18 protein-coding genes and 1 pseudogene are annotated in these 20410 nt (G+C 57.3%); 13 read left to right on the forward strand and 6 right to left on the reverse strand.

Annotated elements, in window-relative coordinates; translation table 11 throughout:
• The first annotated feature begins 124 nt into the window (after positions 1–124).
• From nudF to parE, 5 genes are read left to right on the forward strand one after another with little or no spacing between them, the layout of a single operon-like run.
• Positions 125–757 carry an ADP-ribose diphosphatase gene (gene nudF / locus DAI21_RS08130; protein ID WP_100778894.1) on the forward strand — a complete coding sequence of 211 codons (633 nt, stop codon included), beginning with the start codon at positions 125–127 and terminating at the stop codon, positions 755–757.
• Positions 754–1176, forward strand: coding sequence for a DUF1249 family protein (locus tag DAI21_RS08135; protein WP_102104786.1), 423 nt, complete (start codon positions 754–756; stop codon positions 1174–1176). Before nudF ends, DAI21_RS08135 begins: the two co-directional genes overlap by 4 nt.
• Before the next feature lie 27 nt (positions 1177–1203).
• Entirely contained in the window at positions 1204–2031 is an 828-nt protein-coding gene (gene cpdA, locus DAI21_RS08140) for a 3',5'-cyclic-AMP phosphodiesterase (protein ID WP_100778895.1), read from the forward strand.
• The gene (gene yqiA, locus DAI21_RS08145; RefSeq protein WP_102104785.1) at positions 2031–2612 is read left to right on the forward strand and encodes an esterase YqiA; all 582 of its coding nucleotides are present in this window, start codon (positions 2031–2033) and stop codon (positions 2610–2612) included. Before cpdA ends, yqiA begins: the two co-directional genes overlap by 1 nt.
• A 27-nt stretch (positions 2613–2639) precedes the next feature.
• The gene (gene parE, locus DAI21_RS08150) at positions 2640–4532 is read left to right on the forward strand and encodes a DNA topoisomerase IV subunit B (protein WP_102104784.1); all 1893 of its coding nucleotides are present in this window, start codon (positions 2640–2642) and stop codon (positions 4530–4532) included.
• Between the two features lie 85 nt (positions 4533–4617).
• On the opposite strand, the gene DAI21_RS08155 is transcribed toward parE, so the two are convergent.
• Positions 4618–6759: a TonB-dependent siderophore receptor gene (locus tag DAI21_RS08155; RefSeq protein WP_107702822.1), complete on the reverse strand. Its 2142-nt coding sequence runs from the start codon at positions 6757–6759 to the stop codon at positions 4618–4620.
• A gap of 380 nt (positions 6760–7139) precedes the next feature.
• On the opposite strand from DAI21_RS08155, the gene DAI21_RS08160 reads away from it, so the two are divergent.
• The 5 genes from DAI21_RS08160 to DAI21_RS08180 are packed head-to-tail and all read left to right on the forward strand — an operon-like array spanning position 7140 to position 11825.
• Positions 7140–7952 (forward strand): ABC transporter ATP-binding protein, encoded by an 813-nt coding sequence (locus tag DAI21_RS08160; RefSeq protein ID WP_107702823.1) that lies wholly within the window; start codon positions 7140–7142, stop codon positions 7950–7952.
• Complete coding sequence (locus DAI21_RS08165) at positions 7949–8932, forward strand: iron ABC transporter permease (protein WP_107702824.1); 984 nt, start codon at positions 7949–7951, stop codon at positions 8930–8932. The genes DAI21_RS08160 and DAI21_RS08165 overlap by 4 nt, the downstream gene beginning before the upstream one ends.
• Positions 8929–9981, forward strand: coding sequence for an iron ABC transporter permease (locus DAI21_RS08170; RefSeq protein ID WP_234419520.1), 1053 nt, complete (start codon positions 8929–8931; stop codon positions 9979–9981). The genes DAI21_RS08165 and DAI21_RS08170 overlap by 4 nt, the downstream gene beginning before the upstream one ends.
• Before the next feature lie 12 nt (positions 9982–9993).
• Positions 9994–10941, forward strand: a complete 948-nt coding sequence (locus tag DAI21_RS08175; RefSeq protein ID WP_107702825.1) for an iron-siderophore ABC transporter substrate-binding protein — start codon at positions 9994–9996, stop codon at positions 10939–10941.
• On the forward strand, positions 10938–11825 hold the full coding sequence (locus DAI21_RS08180; RefSeq protein ID WP_100778903.1) for a MurR/RpiR family transcriptional regulator: 888 nt from the start codon (positions 10938–10940) through the stop codon (positions 11823–11825). The genes DAI21_RS08175 and DAI21_RS08180 overlap by 4 nt, the downstream gene beginning before the upstream one ends.
• Positions 11826–11846: 21 nt before the next feature.
• Here DAI21_RS08180 and DAI21_RS08185 read toward each other — a convergent pair.
• Positions 11847–12685 (reverse strand): annotated as a pseudogene (locus DAI21_RS08185) (helix-turn-helix domain-containing protein).
• A gap of 166 nt (positions 12686–12851) precedes the next feature.
• On the opposite strand from DAI21_RS08185, the gene DAI21_RS08190 reads away from it, so the two are divergent.
• The 3 genes from DAI21_RS08190 to DAI21_RS08200 are packed head-to-tail and all read left to right on the forward strand — an operon-like array spanning position 12852 to position 17184.
• On the forward strand, positions 12852–14669 hold the full coding sequence (locus DAI21_RS08190; protein ID WP_107702826.1) for a DUF2264 domain-containing protein: 1818 nt from the start codon (positions 12852–12854) through the stop codon (positions 14667–14669).
• Positions 14670–14702: 33 nt separating this feature from the next.
• The gene (locus tag DAI21_RS08195) at positions 14703–15968 is read left to right on the forward strand and encodes an oligosaccharide MFS transporter (RefSeq protein ID WP_100778906.1); all 1266 of its coding nucleotides are present in this window, start codon (positions 14703–14705) and stop codon (positions 15966–15968) included.
• Positions 15969–15996: 28 nt separating this feature from the next.
• On the forward strand, positions 15997–17184 hold the full coding sequence (locus DAI21_RS08200; protein WP_107702827.1) for a glycoside hydrolase family 88 protein: 1188 nt from the start codon (positions 15997–15999) through the stop codon (positions 17182–17184).
• 92 nt (positions 17185–17276) lie between these two features.
• On the opposite strand, the gene DAI21_RS08205 is transcribed toward DAI21_RS08200, so the two are convergent.
• The 4 genes from DAI21_RS08205 to qseB all read right to left on the reverse strand — a co-directional run bounded on the left by DAI21_RS08205 (position 17277) and on the right by qseB (position 20372).
• Positions 17277–17591 (reverse strand): putative quinol monooxygenase, encoded by a 315-nt coding sequence (locus DAI21_RS08205; protein ID WP_100778908.1) that lies wholly within the window; start codon positions 17589–17591, stop codon positions 17277–17279.
• Positions 17592–17678: 87 nt separating this feature from the next.
• Positions 17679–18260, reverse strand: coding sequence for an NAD(P)H-dependent oxidoreductase (locus tag DAI21_RS08210; RefSeq protein WP_100778909.1), 582 nt, complete (start codon positions 18258–18260; stop codon positions 17679–17681).
• Positions 18261–18366: 106 nt separating this feature from the next.
• Positions 18367–19716 (reverse strand): quorum sensing histidine kinase QseC, encoded by a 1350-nt coding sequence (gene qseC, locus DAI21_RS08215; RefSeq protein ID WP_107702828.1) that lies wholly within the window; start codon positions 19714–19716, stop codon positions 18367–18369.
• Positions 19713–20372 carry a quorum sensing response regulator transcription factor QseB gene (gene qseB, locus DAI21_RS08220; RefSeq protein WP_102104774.1) on the reverse strand — a complete coding sequence of 220 codons (660 nt, stop codon included), beginning with the start codon at positions 20370–20372 and terminating at the stop codon, positions 19713–19715. Before qseB ends, qseC begins: the two co-directional genes overlap by 4 nt.
• Positions 20373–20410: the final 38 nt, after the last annotated feature.

Consider the following 20410-nt stretch of genomic DNA (forward strand, 5'->3'; position numbering starts at 1 on the left):
CAAAAGGTTGGCGTTACGTGCCATCTGGCGGTAATTTGCACCAATCTATCATATAGCCTGTCAAACGGCAGCCAAACAGCCTTGAAATTCATGATTTCAACACAATTGTGACCAGGATATCGCCATGCAAAAACCAGATAAGTTGCCAGTGACGCTCTCTAAAAACGATGTAGAAATTATTGCACGGGAAACGCTTTATAGCGGTTTTTTTTCACTGGAACTTTACCGTTTTAGGCATCGCCTGTTTAACGGTGAAATGAGTGGCGAAGTTCGACGTGAAATTTTTGAGCGCGGGCATGCCGCAGTCTTGCTACCCTTTGACCCAGTGCGTGACGAAGTGGTATTGATTGAACAGATTCGAATTGCCGCGCTGGATACCAGCGAAAGCCCATGGCTGCTGGAGATCGTCGCGGGAATGATCGAAGAGGGCGAAACGCCGGAAGAGGTCGCCCGCCGCGAGGCGCAGGAAGAAGCCGGGCTGATTGTCGGCCGGACCAAACCGGTGCTGAGCTATCTGGCAAGCCCAGGTGGCACCACCGAGCGCTCTTCCATTCTGGTGGGTGAAGTGGACGCCACGACCGCACAAGGTATTCACGGTCTGGCAGATGAAAACGAAGATATTCGTGTTCATGTGGTGAGTCGGGAGCAGGCTTATCAATGGGTCAATGAGGGGAAAATCGACAACGCAGCGTCTGTCATCGCTTTGCAATGGCTACAGCTGCATTATCAAGACTTACGAAAAGAGTGGAAAAAATGAAGCGTTATACACCTGACTTCCCAGAAATGATGCGTCTGTGCGAGACCAACTTCGCACAATTACGTCGCCTGTTGCCGCGCACCGATGCGGCCGGCGAAACGGTGAGCTATCAGGTGAGCAATGCGCAATATCGATTAACGATTGTGGAATCCACTCGCTACACTACGCTGGTCGAGATTAAACAAACGGCGCCGTCCGTCAGCTACTGGAGCCTGCCGTCGATGACCGTCAGGCTTTATCACGACGCGATGGTGGCTGAAGTGTGTTCGAGTCAGCAGATCTTTCGCTTCAAAGCGCGATATGATTATCCTAATAAAAAGTTGCATCAACGCGACGAAAAGCATCAAATTAACCAGTTTTTAGCTGACTGGCTAAGATATTGTTTAGCACATGGAGCAATGGCGATTCCGGTTTGTTAGCGTCATAAACCTACCTAAGGACACCATTTGGAAAGCCTGTTGAACCTGACTGTTGCTGGTGGGGCGCCAGTCAGGATATTACAAATTACTGATACTCACCTGTTCGCCGAAAAGCATGAAACGCTGCTGGGTGTGAATACCTGGGAGAGTTATCAGGCTGTACTTGATGCCATTCACCTCGAAAATCGCGACTGTGATTTGATCGTTGCGACGGGGGATTTGGCACAGGATCAAAGCGCCGCGGCCTATCAGCATTTTGCTACAGGGATCGCGAGCTTCAGCGTGCCTTGCGTCTGGTTACCGGGTAATCATGACTTTCAGCCCGCCATGTACAGCGCGCTTCAGGACGCGGGTATTTCACCGGCCAAGCGTGTGTTCGTGGGCGATCACTGGCAAATTCTGCTGCTGGATACCCAGGTCTTCGGCGTACCGCACGGCGAGCTGAGCGATTTCCAGCTGGAGTGGCTCGAAAGCAAACTCATTGATGCACCTGAACGCCATACCCTGCTGTTGCTGCATCACCATCCGCTCCCGGCGGGATGCAGCTGGCTCGATCAGCACAGCCTGCGCAACTCTGCCGCGCTCGACCGCGTGCTGTCGAAATATCCCCATGTGAACAATCTGCTGTGCGGACACATTCATCAGGAACAGGATCTCGACTGGAATGGCCGCCGTCTGCTGGCGACGCCGTCGACCTGCGTGCAGTTTAAACCGCACTGCGCCAACTTCACCTTAGATACCATCGCGCCGGGATGGCGCTGGCTGGAACTCCATGCGGATGGCCGGCTGACCACGGAAGTGTGTCGTCTGGAAGGGGCACAGTTCCGTCCTGACACTGCTTCAGAAGGATACTGATGTCTACGCTCCTTTATCTGCACGGGTTTAACAGCTCGCCGCGCTCCGCAAAGGCGACCCAGTTTCGCCAGTGGCTCAGCGAACATCATCCGCATATCGAGATGATTGTCCCGCAGCTGCCGCCGTATCCGGCGGATGCGGCAGAGATGCTGGAGTCCATCGTGATGGAACACGGCGGCGAATCCTTCGGCGTTGTTGGCTCGTCGCTCGGCGGTTATTACGCCACCTGGTTGTCCCAATGCTTTATGCTGCCAGCGGTCGTCGTCAACCCGGCGGTACGCCCGTTTGAGCTGTTGACGGACTTTCTCGGCCAGAACGAGAACCCCTACACCGGGCAGCAATATGTGCTAGAGTCTCGCCATATTTACGACCTCAAAGTGATGCAAATAGACCCGCTTGACGCGCCAGATCTCCTCTGGCTGCTGCAACAGACGGGTGATGAAGTGCTGGATTACCGCCAGGCGGTGGCGTATTACGCCTCTTGCCGCCAGACTGTAGAAGAAGGCGGAAACCATGCTTTCACGGACTTTGAGAATCATTTCACCCAGATTGTCGATTTTCTTGGGCTGCACAGCCTCTGACAACCAATGCGAATTGCTAGCTAAATCATGACGCAAACCTATAACGCTGATGCCATTGAGGTACTCACCGGGCTTGAGCCGGTTCGCCGCCGCCCTGGGATGTACACCGATACCACTCGCCCAAACCACCTGGGCCAGGAAGTTATTGATAACAGTGTGGACGAAGCGCTGGCAGGCCATGCCAAACGCATCGATGTGATCCTGCATGCCGACCAGTCCCTCGAAGTGATCGACGACGGGCGCGGTATGCCTGTCGATATTCACCCGGAAGAGGGTGTCCCTGCTGTTGAACTGATCCTTTGCCGTCTGCACGCGGGCGGTAAGTTCTCCAATAAAAACTACCAGTTCTCCGGCGGCCTGCACGGCGTGGGGATCTCCGTGGTCAACGCCCTCTCTAAGCGCGTGGAAGTGACCGTGCGCCGCGACGGCCAGGTCTACAACATCGCCTTTGAAAACGGCGACAAAGTTCAGGACCTGCAGGTCATCGGCACCTGCGGCAAACGCAATACCGGGACCAGCGTCCATTTCTGGCCCGACGAAAGCTTCTTCGACAGCCCACGTTTCTCCGTTTCGCGCTTAACGCACATTCTGAAAGCGAAAGCGGTGCTGTGCCCTGGCGTTGAAATTACCTTCAAAGACGAAGTGAACGGCAGCGAGCAGCGCTGGTGCTATCAGGATGGTCTGAACGACTATCTGGGCGAAGCGATTAACGGCCTGCCAACCCTGCCAGAAAAACCGTTCCTCGGTAACTTCTCCGGTGATACGGAAGCGGTCGACTGGGCGCTCTTGTGGCTGCCCGAAGGCGGCGAGCTGCTGACAGAAAGCTACGTCAACCTGATCCCGACGATGCAGGGCGGTACGCACGTCAACGGTCTGCGTCAGGGGCTGCTGGATGCGATGCGTGAGTTTTGCGAATACCGCAATATCCTGCCGCGCGGCGTGAAGCTGTCGGCGGAAGATATCTGGGATCGCTGCGCGTATGTCCTGTCGGTCAAAATGCAGGACCCACAGTTTGCCGGTCAGACCAAAGAGCGTCTCTCTTCGCGCCAATGCGCGGCCTTTGTCTCCGGCGTGGTCAAAGACGCCTTCAGCCTGTGGCTGAACCAGAACATTCAGACGGCAGAAATGCTGGCTGAAATGGCGATTTCCAGCGCCCAGCGCCGTATGCGCGCGGCGAAGAAAGTGGTGCGTAAAAAGCTGACCAGCGGTCCGGCTCTGCCGGGTAAACTGGCCGACTGCACGGCGCAGGATTTGAATCGCACCGAACTGTTCCTCGTCGAAGGTGACTCGGCGGGCGGCTCAGCCAAGCAGGCGCGCGACCGTGAATATCAGGCGATCATGCCGCTGAAGGGTAAGATCCTAAACACCTGGGAAGTCTCCTCCGATGAGGTACTGGCGTCTCAGGAGGTGCATGATATCTCGGTTGCGATCGGCATCGATCCGGACAGCGACGATTTAAGCCAGCTGCGTTACGGCAAGATCTGTATCCTCGCGGATGCGGACTCCGATGGTCTGCACATCGCCACGCTGCTGTGCGCCCTGTTTGTGAAACACTTCCGCGCGCTGGTGAAGAACGGTCACGTTCACGTTGCGCTGCCGCCGCTGTACCGTATCGACCTCGGCAAAGAGGTCTATTACGCCCTGACGGAAGAAGAGAAAGCGGGTGTGCTGGAGCAACTGAAGCGCAAGAAAGGCAAACCTAACGTGCAGCGCTTTAAAGGGCTGGGCGAAATGAACCCGATGCAGCTGCGTGAAACCACGCTGGACCCCAATACTCGCCGTCTGGTGCAGCTGATTATCAGCGACGAAGACGAGCAGCAGACCAACGCAATGATGGATATGCTGTTAGCCAAGAAGCGTTCCGAAGACCGACGCAACTGGTTGCAGGAAAAAGGCGATATGGCGGATATTGAGGCCTGATGTTCTCATGCTGACTCACTCCCGAAAGGGAGTGGGAATAAATTCTAAGCCCGGTAAGCGTAGCGCGCTACCGGGCTTTTTTACATCAAAAATCCATCTTCACCGTAAACTGCACTTCACGCGGATCGCCAATCTGGTTCCCCAGGTTATTGGTGCCAATCGACGACGTGTAATAGGTCTTATCAAACAGGTTTTTCACGTTCAGCTGGAGCGTCACCGGATACTGCAGCTTCAGTTTGTATGCTGCAAAAGCGTCGGCCACCACGTAGCCCGGCAGATAATAATCTGCGCCGTTGGTGGCGGAGCGACGACTCACGCCATGCCCGCCGCCGCCGAGCGTCAGGGTATTCCCGCCGATCACATTGTTAATGTCGTAAGTCAGGAACAGAGAACCTGTGTGACGCGGTACGTTTGGCAGCGGTTTACCGGCGTAATCCGGATCTTCCAGCACCTTCGCGTCCGTGTAGCCATAGCTGGCGATCACATTCGTGTTCTCGGTTAACCGGCCTGCCAGATCCACTTCCACGCCCTGCGAACGCACGCGTCCGGCGGTTTTCGCCACCGTCTCATCACCGACGCTCTCAGTGTAAAGCACGTTGCGTTTATGGATATCAAACAGCGCGATATTAGCGGTAATTCCGTCGAACAGGTCAAACTTCGCGCCCACTTCGTAGGCATTGGATGTTTCCGGCGGCAGGTTACCAATGTAGCTGGCGATAGACGATTGCGGCATAAACGTCTGCGAGTAGTTGGCGAAAAGCGACACCGACGGCGTGAGCTTGTAAACCAGCCCCGCTTTCGGCGTCCACTGGTCGTCGCGGCTGTCGGTATTGACGTTAAACGGACGGCCTTTCCCCGCATACTGCGTGTAGGACTGATAGCGCAGGCCGGTGACGGCGATCCATTTATCCGTCAGATAGAGGGCATCCTGCACGTAGGCGGAATAGCTCTCCTGCTTAATGGTCTGATCGCTGTCCGACGCCGACACGGTCGTGCATTTGCTCAGATTGCCGTAGGACGGGTTGTAGATATTGAAATCTTTAACGTTCTTACAGCGGATCATATCCGTGCGCAGCAGATCGTAATTCTCATAAGAGACGCCGGTCAGGATCTCATTGTAAAACCCGGCAATATCCACGTTCCCCTGCAGATCCGCACGGGTGGAGTGCATGCGCTGAGTCGAGCCTTGCGTGGCGTCCACGCGGCGGGTCAGATTGCCGGTGGCGGAATCGTAGGCCATCACGCGCGCCTGGTTATCCGTGTATTTATCCTGGCTAAAGCTGTAGTCGAATTTGGCGGTCCACTGGCTGTTGAGACGGTACTCCGCGTTCAGCTGGGCCAGATCGGATTCACCGTCGGTAATGTTGAACGGTTCGTCAAAGCGCGTCTTGCGATCCACATCGACCGGCTGTTTGGTCGTTAAATCGAAGATCGTTCCGCGATCGAATGGCGTCTGATAATCGCGATGCGAATAGAGCACCGTGACGGTAGCATCATCGCCAAACCAGGTCAGAGACGGCGCGATAAAGGTGCTGCGCTCTTTGCCGAAATTACGCCAGTAATCCTCTCTCTGATACTCACCCGTCAGGCGATACGCCAGACGTGTGCCTTCAATTGGGCCGGTCACATCGAGCTGCCCGGTGCCGCCGCCAAAGCTGGTGGAGGTCGCCGAGATCGAACCGCCGAACTCTCTTTCCGGGCGCTTCGTTACCACGTTAATCAGCCCGCCTGGATCGAGGATGCCGTACAGCGTCGACGCCGGGCCTTTCAGCACTTCGACGCGCTCCGTCGAGGCATTAAAGCTGCGCGGGAGCACGGTGCGCAGGCCGTTGGTCATGATCGACCCGTCACGGTTTGCGCCAAAACCACGGCGCACAAACGCATCCTGCGTCCCGCCGAGGGTGTTGGTTTGCACCACGTTGCTGACGTTGTACAGCGCCTCGTCGAGTGTGGTGGCGTGCTGATCTTCCAGTACCTGATCGCTCACGGTATTGACCACCTGCGGGATGTCCAGCATCGGCATAGTCGTGAGCGTGGCGGTGGAGGTGTTCAGCGGCTGATAGCCGTTAGTGGCATCGGTTTTCGCGGAAGGATCGGCGGTGACGGTCAGCGTTTCGCCGTCTTTCGCGGTGGTGCTGTCAGCCGCCTGCGCCAGTGGCGCGAGGAACAGCAGTGAAAAGAGCGCGCGCCCTTTAATCCCAGAGAATGAAGGTGTGTACATAGCCATTGGATCTGTTTTCCCGAAATACCCGCGCATGGTCGCGGGTGAAGATGGTGTGTCATTGCCCGTAAAGCGCTACCCGTTTGCCTGTGCGGAGTCGGGTATGTAATTGAGAATCATTCAATCATGCAGGAATGTAGTAGTAAATGGAAAAAAGCAAAATTCGGCTACAGCAAAAAATCGCCTGATCTGGGATGCTGCTAAAAAATGTAATTGACTGAAAATAATCAATTAATGACTTTCGTGGAACATGCGTATCGATCGACTAATCCCTGGTTTTTTCAGGGTGTTTATCCCCTTGACTACTACATGGCGCAGCGGCAAACTCACAAAAGAGAATGAGATTTATTTTTATTTATTTGTTATTTGATTAAGTTGGCGCACACGTGGCTCATAACGCGACAAAGCAGGGGTTGGTTGTCGAAAACCTCTCTGCTGGCTATCAGAAAAAAATCATCGTCGATGATATTTCCCTCACTATCCCTTCTGAAAAAATGACCGTGCTGGTCGGGGCGAACGGCTGCGGGAAATCGACGCTTCTTAGTACGATGGCGCGTCTGTTGCAGCCGATGGGCGGCGCGGTGTTGCTCGACGGCAAAGTCCTGCACGACCAGCCAACCAAAGCAGTTTCACGCGAACTGGGCATTCTGCCGCAATCGCCTTTGCTGCCGGAAGGGCTAACGGTATTTGAGCTGATCTCGCGCGGGCGTTTTCCCTGGCAGAATTTTATGCGCCAGTGGAGCGATGCCGACGAACAGGCCGTGGAAGAGGCGCTGCGTCTGACCGGCACGCAAGCCTTCGCCCATCTGCCCGTCGAGAGTCTCTCGGGCGGTCAGCGCCAGCGCTGCTGGATCGCAATGGCACTGGCGCAGCAAACGCCAGTGATTCTGCTGGACGAGCCGACGACTTTTCTCGATCTGCGCTATCAGGTGGAGATCCTCGAACTCCTGCACGATCTCACCCGTCACCACGGCCGTACGGTGGTGGTGGTGCTCCACGATCTTAATTTTGCGGTGAACTACGGCGATACGCTGGTTTTCTTACGCGAAGGCAAAGTGCAGGGCGTGCTTCATGAGGGCGACGTCTGCACGCCGGAACTCATCAAAACGGTGTTTGACGTCGATGTGCAAATGTCGATCAACCCGATGACCGGCAAACCGTTCTTTATCCCGTTTCGTCGCGGTAGCGAAAAAGCATGATGCGCACAGGACTGACTTCTGCCCTGTTTTTGGCGCTGCTGCTTATGGGCGCGATTATCCATCTGGGCCTCGGCGCGCGGTTTATCGCCCCGCAGACCGTGGTGCAGGCGTTTCTGGCGTTTGACCCGCGCAACTTCGATCACAATGTGATCATCAACCTGCGCCTGCTGCGTCTGGTGGCAGCACTTACTACCGGCGCTGCACTCGGCGTGGCGGGTGTACTGCTGCAGGCGGTGATCCGCAATCCACTGGGTGAACCGCATATTCTGGGGCTAAACGCCGGAGCCGCACTGGCAGTGGTTTTAACCAGCGCCCTCGGGCTGGCGCTGCCGTTTGGGCGGCCGCTGATTGCGGCGGCGGGCGCGGCACTCCTGTTCCTGCTGGTGCTCACGCTGTCGTCTGCCGGTCGCACTGGCCTGACGCCGATGAAAGTGACGCTCTGCGGCGTAGCGCTGTCGGCGTTCGCCTCATCCATCACCGCAGCGGTGCTGATCCTTGATGAACAAACCCTGCTGGCGATGCGCACCTGGCTGGCGGGCGATCTGGCAGGGTTAAGCTGGGCGGCCACGCAAAACGCCGCCTGGGTCGCGGCGGGCGGATTGGCCCTTTCCATAGCTATTTCACCTTCCCTGAACATGCTGGCGCTGGGCGATCGCATGGCGCAGGGGCTAGGCGTGTCCCTTATCCGCACGCGGATACTCGCGCTGATCGCCATCGCGTTACTGTGCGGTGCCGCCGTGTCGATCGCCGGGCCGATTGGGTTTATCGGCCTCGTCGTTCCGCAGCTGATTCGCCGTCTGGTGTCGGTGGATTTGCGCGTCATGGTGCCGCTCTCGGCCTGCTGCGGCGCGCTGGTGTTACTGCTGGCAGATATCGCCGCGCGCACCCTGTTTATGCCCCACGAACTGGCGACCGGCGTGATGACCGCGCTGGTGGGTGCGCCCGTGTTTATTCTGATTGCCGCGAGGATGTTCCGATGAGCCGGGCCGTGCTGCGCGCCGAATTGCGCCCGCTGCGTTGGGGCCGATTTTCAACCCTAATCCGCCCCAAAGCGCTGGCGTGGTTAGCCGTTTTAACCGCGTTGATCTCCGCGCTGCTGGTCATGGGCCTGACCCACGGCACGCTTCCGGTTCCCACTTCAGACGTGGCCCGCGCGCTGTTTTCTCCTGACGCTCTTAGCCCCGACGCGCGCTACATTGTGCAGGATATCCGTCTGCCGCGCCTGCTGATGGCTGTGCTTTGCGGGGCGATGCTGGGCATGGCGGGCGCGGCAATGCAGTCCATCACCCGCAACGGTCTGGCCGATCCGGGGCTGATCGGCGTGAAAGAGGGATGTAGCGTGGCGGTACTGCTGCTGATTTTCCAGTTCCCGGCGATGTCAGTGTTCTGGCGTCCGGTCGTGGGGATGGCGGGCGGGCTACTGACGGCGCTGCTGGTGGTGGTGCTCGCCCGCGATATTTCTCGTCCGCGTTTTATCCTGATTGGCATCGGCGTCTCCTGGACCTTCGCCGCTGGAATGGGCGTCTTTATGACGACGGCAGACGTGCGCGACGTGCAGACCGCGCTGCTGTGGCTGGCTGGTAGCCTGCATGCCGCCAGCTGGTCGCTGGTGAGCGTGGCGGCAGGCTGGGCGCTGCCCGGGTTTGCGCTGCTGCTGTTGACGGCCCGCGCGGCAGATGTCGCGCTGCTCGGTAACCAGACGGCCACCGGGCTGGGTGTGCGCACCGCACGTCTGGCGCTGATTCGCGTGCTGGCCCCGGTGCTGCTGACAGCCGCCTGTGTGTCATGCGTCGGGAGCATTGGATTTGTCGGTTTGATTGCGCCGCACATGGCGCGTTTTCTGCTGCGCGGCGGCCAGACCACGTTGCTTGTGGGCAGTGCGGCGCTGGGCGCGCTGTTGGTTCTGCTGGCAGATAATGTCGGGCGGCTGGCGTTTTTGCCGCTGCAACTGCCTGCGGGCATTGTTATCTCGCTGATTGGCGGGCCGTTTTTCCTGGTGCTGCTCTGGGCGCGCCGGGACCGGTTTTAAAAGGGGAGTGTTATGCGCGTAGTGTTAATGTTGTTGCTGCTGGCGGGCTTTTCCGCAAGCGCCGCTGAGCCTGTTCAAACCTTTACTGACGATCTGGGGCGCACGGTCACGGTGCCGCTGCACCCGAAACGCATCATCTCGCTGCACGATCTTGACATCACCATTCCGCTGATTGAACTCGGCGTGCCGCCGGTGGCGAGCCACGGACGTACGCGCCCGGACGGCAGCCATTTTATTCGCTCCGGCGGGCTGCTGACCGGCGTGGATTTTGATAACTCTGCGATTCAGTTTATCGGCACCGCTGATATCGATATTGAAGCCATCGCCGCCGCCAGGCCGGATCTGATCATCACCGAACCAACCCGCAATACGCCTGTCGCGATGCTGGAGAAAATCGCGCCGACGGTGAGCATCGATCACCTCGACGGCGGGGCGCCGGAAATCTACCGCAAGCTGGCGCAGTTAACCGGCACGCAGGCACGGCTGAAAATTCTTGAACGTCGCTATCAGGAGCAGATCAAGGCGTTAAAAGCGACGATTGATACGTATAAAATCAGCGTCGCGGTGATTCAGGCTAATCAGGGCAAAATCACCGTGATGCACAGCTATCACTCTTTAGGGCGCGTGCTGCGCGATGCCGGATTCACCTTCCCGAAACTCATCGACGCGATTCCTGAAGGCGGGCGTATCGACGTCAGCGCTGAGCGTCTGCCGGAGCTGGATGCGGATTTCGTCTTCGCCACCTGGCGTGGCGATACGGGCGGTAAACCGCAGGATGAGCTGGCAGCGATGGAGGCGGTGATGCCCGGCTGGTGCCAGTTCCTTAATGCCTGTCGCACCGGGCATTACGTGCTGATCTCACGCGAGGAGGCGATCTCCAACTCCTTTGCCTCGCTGGGATTAATGGCGGCGCAGGTGCAGTCGCAAATCGCCGGGCGTCCGCTGCCGGAGGCGAAATGATCAGAAAAGATAAATCGCGGGTCGATCTCTACGGCGAGCGTTTTCGTGCTCGCGGGCATCAGCTGACGCCGCGTCTGCTGTTGGTGGCCAGCTACATCAACGATAATCGCGAAGCGGTGATGGAGCAGACGGCGATGGAGATTGCCGCGCTGCTGAAAACCTCTGACGCCACCGTGGTGCGGGCGATTCAGGCGCTGGGTTTTGCCGGTTTACGCGACCTCAAACAGACGCTTGAGCACTGGTTTGGCCCCACGCTCAGCTCCAGCGAAAAGATCACCACCACGGTGAAAGCGCTGACCAGCGACGTCAATTCCAGTATCGATTTCGTCCTCGAAGGGCATCAGCACACCTGCGAAGTGCTGTCTGAACCGGCCAACCGCTACGCACTGGCGCAGGCGGTGGCGTTGCTGGGCGAAGCGCGGCAGGTGGCGATTTTTGGCATCGGCGCGTCGGGAATTCTGGCGGAATATACCGCGCGACTGTTCAGCCGCATTGGCCTGCCAGCGACGGCACTGAACCGCACCGGAATTAACCTTGCCGAGCAGCTGATCGAACTCCAGCGCGGGGATGTGCTGGTGATGATGGCGCAAAAATCCGCGCACCGGGAAGGGCAGACGACCCTTCGCGAAGCCCGGCGTCTGGGGATCCCAACTATCCTGCTCACCAACGCCGTCGATTCGCGTTTCAGCAAAGAGGCGAGCGTGGTGATCCACGTTCCGCGCGGCAATGAAAAAGGCAAAATCCCGCTGCATGGTACGGTGATGCTGTGCCTGGAGATGATTGTGCTGTCGGTGGCCTCCACCGCGCCGCAGCGCACGATTAAGTCCATGAAGCGCATCAATGAATTTCACCGTGGATTAAAGCCGGGGAAGAAAAGCGCGTGAAGCTGCCGGGCAAAATACCGCTCAACGGCCCGAATGATTTTTTCGGTACTGAAGGGGCGTCTCGCCGATGCCCTTCCTGAAGGCGCTGATAAAGTAGGTCACGTCAGAAAATCCGACCCGCGCACCGATATCCCGCACGCTCTCTTCGCTGTGTAACAGGCATTCACAGGCTTTTCGCAGCCGCAGCGTATTCAGGTAATCATGAATTTTCTCGCCCGTTTCCAGATGGAATTTGCGGGAAACGTAGCTGCGGGATTTACCCAGTTCCGCCGCCAGCGCATCGAGGCTAAATTTAACCTGATAGTTCTCATCCAGCCAGAACATCACCTGGCTGGCGATGCCGTGGCTGCTGCCGGGCGCGCCGTCGCTGTCGTCCGGCAGCATGGCAAACAGCGCAATCAGCAGGCTGGCGATGCTTTCACTGTTCATCGGCGGCTGGTAGCAGCTCAGCAGGTGATGGATGTGCACCTGACAGTGAGCAACATCAGCGACCCAGGCCGGCCCGCCGCGTCGCGACAGTTTTTGCAGCCGCTGCTGCGCCTGCGGAAAATCTCGCAGCACTTTCAGTACGGCGTGATGATCGAGATGAATAATGGTGCGGCGATAAATCGCTTCGGCCTGTTCATCCACCATCACCTTATGCAGGGTGAACGGCGGAAAAAAAACAGCCGTCCGGGGCGCATGGTGTAGTGGCGGTTATCGACAATCGCCACGCCAAATCCCTCTTCGACATAGAGAATTTCCAGACACTGATGCCAGTGGTGGTAGCGCACCGTATTGGCGAACAGGCGGCTGAACGACACGATGGTGTCATTCAGGGCGATCAGCTCCAGATGGTCGGATTTTGGCGTGTCGCGCATAGTGCAATAAAACTCAACTTTTCCCCGTCTCTTTCTCGTTATAAACCACCTTTTTAAATTTTCTCAACTTCAGGTTTATTTATCTCTCTTCCCTGTGACACGGCTAACATTTCTGAGGGTTATGCATTCACTATTCTTTGCCGCAGATGATTACGAGGACGAGCGTATGTGGGCGGCAAAGAAAGAAACATCAAATCCGTTGTCTTCCCGTCAGGATGTGGTGGCGGAGCTAAATACCCTGTTAGGCGCGCTGGACAAGCAGTTTGCGCCGGGCAGTTCACGCATTTCGCTGGGTGATACCTGCGCGCACTACGCGACGGATATTGCCGAAATGGAAGGGCTGTCGCGTGCCCTGTGGGGGCTGTTTCCACTGCTGGCTTCCGGCGAGCGCACGCCTTACAGCGAGAAATACATCACTGCGATTAAACAGGGGACGGACCCGCAAAGCGCCGGTTACTGGGGCGAAACCGCGCCTTACGATCAGCGTCTGGTGGAGATGGCGGCCTATGGCCTTGGGCTCGCGCTGTTGCAGAACCGGCTCACGGATCTCTTCAGCGAGCGGGAGGTGCAGAACCTGCACGCCTGGCTGAATCAGATCACTGATGCCCAGATGCCGGACAGCAACTGGAACTATTTTGCCATTATGGTCCAGCTTGGTTTTAAACGCGCCGGACTGCCTTTCGACCAGTCTGCCATCGATCGTCGCTTTGCGCTGATGGACGCTTACTACCTCGGCGACGGCTGGTATTCCGATGGCGTGGGCCGCCCGAAAGACTATTACATCTCGATGGCGTTCCACTTCTATGGCCTGATCTACGCCACCCTGAGCGGCGACGAGGCGCGGGCCGCAGTGCTGCGCGATCGCGCACGCCAGTTTGCCGACGATTTTATCTTTATGTCTGCCGCCGACGGGGCATCGATCCCCTTTGGCCGCAGCCTGACCTACCGTTTTGCGATGGTCGCGTTCTGGAGCGCGGTGGCGTTTTCTGAGCTGGATGTATTCACACCGGGCATTGTGAAAGGGATCATTCTGCGTCATCTGCGCTGGTGGCAGCAGCAGCCGATCCTCGATCGCGACGGTATTCTGACGCTCGGATTTGCCTATCCCAATCTGGCGATGTGCGAGGATTACAACTCGCCGGGATCGCCGTACTGGGCGCTGAAAACCTACCTGATCCTGGCGCTGGGTGAAGATCATCCGTTCTGGCAGGCACAGGAACAGCCTTTGCCGGAACGCGCTGAAAAACACGTTATCCCCAACGCGCAGCAGATCCTGATCCACGCCGACAATTCACAGCACGCGACCCTGCTCACCGCCGGGCAGCTGGAGCTGAACAATTACGTCAACACCGAGGCGAAGTACACCAAATTTGCCTACTCAAGCCGCTTTGGTTTCACCATTGAACGCGGGCGCTACGGCATCAAACACGCGGCCTGCGACTCGATGCTGCTGCTCAGTGATGGCGATAACTATTTCCGGGGTCGGCGCGACTGCGACGCGGTGCGCGTTGATGAGAACTTCATTTTCTCGCGCTGGTCGCCGTGGCACGACGTGCAGATCGACACCTGGCTGGTGCCGTTCGGCGAGTGGCATCTGCGTCTGCATCGCATCAATAGCGCGCGCACCTTGCAGACGGTGGAAGGGGGCTTTGCGGTGATCAAAACGGCGCATCGCCTGCAGGCGCGCGGCTGTGTTCTGAATGCGGAAATTGGCAGCAGCGTGATTGTCGATCTGTCGCCCAATCTTTCGCGCCAGCCCGACAGCATTGTTACGCCGCCGAACAGCAGCGTGATGTTTGCGCAATGCGCATCGATTCCCGTGCTTGCCACACAAATTCCGGTCGGGGAAAGCTGGCTCTGCTGCGCTGTCACCGCTTCCGGGGAGCAGAAAAACTACGCGGTCACGCCGCGGCTGAAAATAAACAATAACCAGGTCGTGATTCACGAACCGGGCAGCGAACGTCAGTTGTCGTTCTTTATATAAACACTCTGGACCCTACCTGTTGGCGAGGATTCTATGAAAATCAGCTCAACGAATAAAACCGAATACTACAAAATTAGTACCTTTATTTTTCTCTATTTCTTTACCTGGTCGGCCAGTATTGGCCTGCTGGCCATCTGGCTCGGCCAAAAAGCGAACCTGAGCGGTTCGGTGATTGGTACGGTATTTGCGGTTAACGGTGTCTTCTCCGTTATTCTGAAACCTATTTACGGCTATATTCTCGATAAAATCGGGATGAGCAAATATCTACTCTATTTTGTAGTGGCCATGTCGGCCCTGATGGCACCGTTCTTTATTTACGTCTACCAGCCACTATTGATGTCCAACACACTGCTCGGGATTATTATCGGTGCGCTCTATTTAAGCTTTGCCTGGTATGCGGGCGTGGCGGCGTGCGAATCCTATTCCGATCGCTTTAGCCGGTTGAACGGCATGGAGTTTGGTCAGATTCGTATGTGGGGCTCCCTCGGCTGGGCGGTAGCGTCATCCTTCTCCGGCCTGCTGTTTAACCTCTCTCCGGCGTATAACTTTATTATGGGCAGCGTCGCCTCGGTCATCATGCTGATTGTCCTGCTAAACCTGAAAGTGAACACTAACTCCGTTCATGCCGGGGAAGTGCTGACCAAAGAGAAAATCGCGCCGTCGGACGTCTACGCGCTGCTGCGTAACCGCAAGTTTTGGGCCTTCTGCCTGTATGTGGCTGGCGTGGCGTGGATGATGTTTATTGCTGAGCAGCAGTTCTCGCGCTACTTCGTCACCTTCTTCGACGATGTGCATCAGGGCAACGCGGTCTTTGGCTATCTGGGCACGGTACAGTCGGGGATGGAATTCCTGATGTATATGGTGATCCCGCTGTTCGTTAACTTTATAGGTGCCAAACGCGGATTATTAATTGTGGGATTAGTGGTGGGCGCACGCCTGATTATTTCCGGCATGTGCGATTCCCACCTGTTAATTTCGATTCTGAAACCGTTATACGGTCTGGAAATCTGTCTGCTGCTAGTGTCGGTATTTAAATATATCGCCGAGCATTTCGACAAACGCGTCAACGCTACCATGTATTTATTAGGCTATCAGGCGATGCTGTATGTCGGAAATGTGGTGGTGTCATCGCCTGCCGGATATATGTATGACCGTATCGGCTTTGAGCAGACTTATATCATCATGGGTGCCACGGCGCTGACATTTACCCTTATTTCTGCCTTTACCTTATCTGCCTGCCAGAGCAAATGGCGCGGCGCGCAGGCCATCAACATCGCAGAACAAAATCCATCACGCTAATTTTTGCTGTCAAAGAAGGAACCGAAATATGTTAAATCGTATCGCAGAGGAACGCCTGTCCGATATTCCTGCACCCGTTGATGCGCGCGTGTTCAGTGATGAACTAAGCTCGGCGCGGAATCATGTCCTCGAACTGATTAGCCGTCATTTAACGGAGTTCGGTGAAAAATTTCCGGCTGAAACCTGTGTAGAGGGCTTTTATCCCCTGACGGAAAACGTGGAATGGACCACCAGTTTCTGGACCGGGCAGCTTTGGCTGGCGTGGGAGATGAGCGGTGACGAGAAATTCCGTGCGCTGGCCGAGAAAAACGTCCGCTCGTTTGGCCTGCGCATCGCCGGGCGCCATGATACCAATACCCACGATTTAGGCTTCCTCTATACCCTGTCGTGCGTGGCGGCCTGGCGTCTGACGGGCAATCGCGAAGCGCGTGGTTTCTCGCTGCTGGCCGCCGAAGCGCTGCTTGAGCGCTTCCACGAGAAGGCGAAGATCATCCAGGCGTGGGGCGATCTGTCCGACCCGGAGCAGGCCGGACGAATGATCATCGACTGCAACATGAACCTGCCGTTGCTCTACTGGGCGACGGAGCAGACCGGCGATCCGCGCTTTGCCGACGCGGCGAAAGCGCATGTGATGCAGGCGGCGACCTACCTGATCCGCGAGGACGCGTCGACGTTCCACACCTACTACATGGACGTCAAAACCGGTGCGCCGCGCTACGGCAATACGCAGCAGGGCTACGCGGATGACTCCTGCTGGTCGCGCGGCCAGGCGTGGGGAATTTACGGTTTCCTGCTGAGCTACATCTATACCGGCGACGAGACGATGATCGCCCTGTCGAAACGGCTGGCGAACTATTTCCTGAACCGCCTGCCGGAGGATTACGTTTGTCACTGGGATCTGGCGCTGGTGGGCACCGATGCCCTGCGCGATTCATCGTCGGCGGCGATTGCGGTGTGCGGCCTGCTGGAACTGGTGAAGCACCTGCCGGTGACGGACCCGGATCGCGAGCGCTATCTGGAGTGGGCGAAAGGGATGATGTCATCGTTGACCCGTCACTATCTGATGGGCAAAGACGAGAAGGGTAACGGGCTGCTGAAGCACTCGGTTTACCATCTGGCGAGCAATAAGGGCGTGGATGAGTGCGCGAGCTGGGGGGATTACTTCTACGTGGAGGCGCTGGTGCGTTTTACCCAAAGCTGGAAGTTGTACTGGTAATAAAAAAGCCCGGTGGCGCTAAGCTTACCGGGCCTCTGGCTCAGGTTTTGAATGCCGGGTAAACGCGGTGTCGCCCGGCAAAATACAAAAACTTAAACCCCTTGCTCCAGAATACGGATATGCGTTTCCAGAACGTTCCCTTTCACCGCTTCGCTCCACGCTTTCATGTGCGCGGTTTGCAGATGCGCTTCCAGGTGTGCCACGGTTTCCCACAGTTCAACCATGATGATCGAATCGGGCGCGGTGGTCTGGAAGCTTACGCCTGCGGCAGCGTCCACCATCGGCGCATAGCCGTGGCAGCCTTCTTCTTTCAGAACGGTCGGGATAATTTTCACGAATTCATCCAGCACCGCCTGACGGTGATGTTGACCTGGACGAGTGCGAATTTCAGCAATAACGGTAAGCATGGTTAACTCCTTCTCTACCCGGCATACTTCAAGTTGCAGCTGCGTTGGCTGCAACTCGAATTAATTGGGTCTTAATTGAATAACCAGTTAAGCAAAAATCTCAGCCAGATGCTTGCGATATTCTGCGATATAGCGCGGCACGTCCGGCATTTTAATCACGTCGTTGACGATAAAGGTCGGCAGTGGCTCCAGCGCCAGGAACTGATTGGCTTTATGGAACGGCAGGTAAGCCCCGTCCACGCCAACGCCGTGGAAGAACTGATCTTCATCGGTGAAGGCATCCAGCGGCGCGTTCCAGGTCAGGGACAGCATGTATTTTTTACCGTGCAGCAGACCGCCGGAACCGTATTTTTTAGAGGCGTCGGAGCGGGTACGGCCATCGCTGGCGTACAGGGAACCGTGACCTTCGGTGAAGACATCGTCCATGTACTTTTTGACGGTCCACGGCGCGCCCATCCACCAGCCTGGCATCTGCCAGACAATCACGTCGGCCCACAGGAAATTCTGCACTTCGGTTTTGACGTCGTAATCGCTGTCGGCGCGAACCACTTTAACATCATGCCCGGCGTCGCGCAGGAAACCATCCGCGACCTCGGTCAGGGTGTCATTCAGTTGGCCGTTAGAGTGGGCGAATTTTTTCGCACCGTTGATAATCAGAATATTGCTCATAATTTGTCCTCAGACTGGCAAGTTTGGCAGTCATGTTACCCGTAATAACGGTGCGGAAAAATGAGCAAAATGTGCAAAGTCTTTTGCTTATAGCGCAATAATCCAACTACCAGCCTATTGTCACTTCAAACCCGCCTTCGCGCGCATTGGCGAGCGTTACCCGCATGCCGTGCAGCGTCGCGATGCGTTTGACGATGGATAATCCCAGCCCGCTGCCGGTCTGCTCCTGACCCGGAGGACGATAAAAACGCTCGCCGATGCGCGCCAGCGCGTCCGGCGAAATCCCCGGCCCGTTGTCGCGTACGGTAAAACTCTGCGCATCCAGCGTGACATTCACCACGCTTCCACGCGGGCTGTAGCGCACGGCGTTATCCAGCAGGTTGCGCACCAGCAGGCTCAGCAGCAGCGGCTGGCCCGAACGCGCCACCTGAGGCGCGTGAATGTTGAGGCGCAATTCGATGCCCGCCTGCTGCGCCGAATGGTAACTGTCCATCACCGACGATTGCAGCAGATCGGCCATCGCGATCGTCTGGACATCATCGAGGTTTTCCAGTGAGTCGAGGCGCGACAGCGTGAGGAGCTGATCCACCAGCCGCGAGGCACGGTCGATGCCTGCGTGAAGCTGGTTGAGCGCTTTCGCCTGCGCCTCGGGATCGTCCAGCGACAGTTGCGCCACTTCGGTTTGCACCTTCAGAGCGGTGAGCGGGCTGCGCAGTTCGTGGGCGGCATCGGAGGTAAAGCGCCGCTCGCGGGTCATCATCTCCTGCGTGCGGGCAAAAAGATGGTTCAGGGCGTCGAGCAGCGGGCGCACCTCCGTCGGCAGCCCATCGGTTGCCAGCCGGTCAGTGGCGTCGGGCGAACGACGGCGCAAGGTCAGGGCGAGGTTTTTCAGAGGGCGCAGTTCGCGCGCGAGTAAAACAATCAGCAAAAGCAGCATCAGCGGCAGCGCCACCAGCCATGGAGTCAGCTGCGAAGTGACAATATCCAGCGCCATCTCCTGGCGATACTCCCACTCTTGCCCGACGACAATCCGGTATTTCCCGTTCGGCGCGGTCAGCCACAGGAAACGCCACGCGTCGTTATCATCCTTCAGCCGCCCGTCGGTAAAACCGTCGCGACGGTAGTGATAAGGAATATCCCGGCCATTTTCACCGTCGTTCAGCAGCATTTTCCCGTCGCTGGCGTAGATGGCAAACGCCAGCGCGTCGTCATCAAGATGGCCGTGTTTGGCTTTTTTGGGCACATCGCTCATCCGCACCGGCGCGTTAAGCTCGTCGAGATCCATGGTCATCAGCCGTTTGGCAAACAGCATCTGCTGGGTATCGAACAGTTTATCGAGCTTGTGAGTGGTCTGCTGCCAGGCCACCACGCTTGCCGCCAGCCATGCGCCGAGGGACAGCACGAGAAAAAGTAGCGTCAGGCGCAGTTTCAGGCTTAAGCGTTGTGTCAGCTTCATGCGTCACCCAGGGTATAGCCGATGCCGTGAACGGTGCGGATAAAATGGCTGCCGAGCTTGCGGCGTAAATGGTGAACGTGGACTTCGACGGCGTTGCTGGAGACGTCGTCGTCCCAGGTATAGAGCTTTTCTTCGATAAGCTTGCGCGGCAGCACGCGCCCGGCGTTACGCATCAGCAGCTCCAGCAGGGCGAACTCTTTCGGTTTAAGGGCCAGCGTTTCGCCATTAAGCGTAGCAACCAGGCTTGTGGGGTCCAGCGTCACGTTGCCGTGGCGCAGTTCGCTGCGGGATTTGCCGTGGCTGCGGCGCAGCAGTGCTTCGAGCCGCGCCGCCACTTCGACCAGGGCAAAGGGTTTGCACAGATAGTCGTCGGCGCCGAGACGCAGACCTTCGACGCGCTGATCGAGGGCATCGCGCGCGGTGAGGATCAGCACCGGCTCGCTGCGCCCGTTTTCGCGCCAGTCGCGCAGGATGTCGAGGCCGTCCATGCCCGGTAGCGTCAGGTCGAGTACCACCGCATCGAAAGGGGCGGTATAGAGCGCGGCCTTGCCTGTGCTGCCGTCGGTAAACCAGTCAACGCTAAAGCCCATTTTGCTTAAGCCCGCTTTGATGCCGTCGCCAATCAGCCTGTCGTCTTCTACCAGTAAGATGCGCATGTTCCCCTCCTTGATGCTGCGGTTTATGTGCAGTAAAC

The sequence above is a fragment of the Lelliottia sp. WB101 genome (assembly GCF_003051885.1).
GTDB classification, from domain to species: Bacteria; Pseudomonadota; Gammaproteobacteria; order Enterobacterales; family Enterobacteriaceae; genus Enterobacter; species Enterobacter nimipressuralis.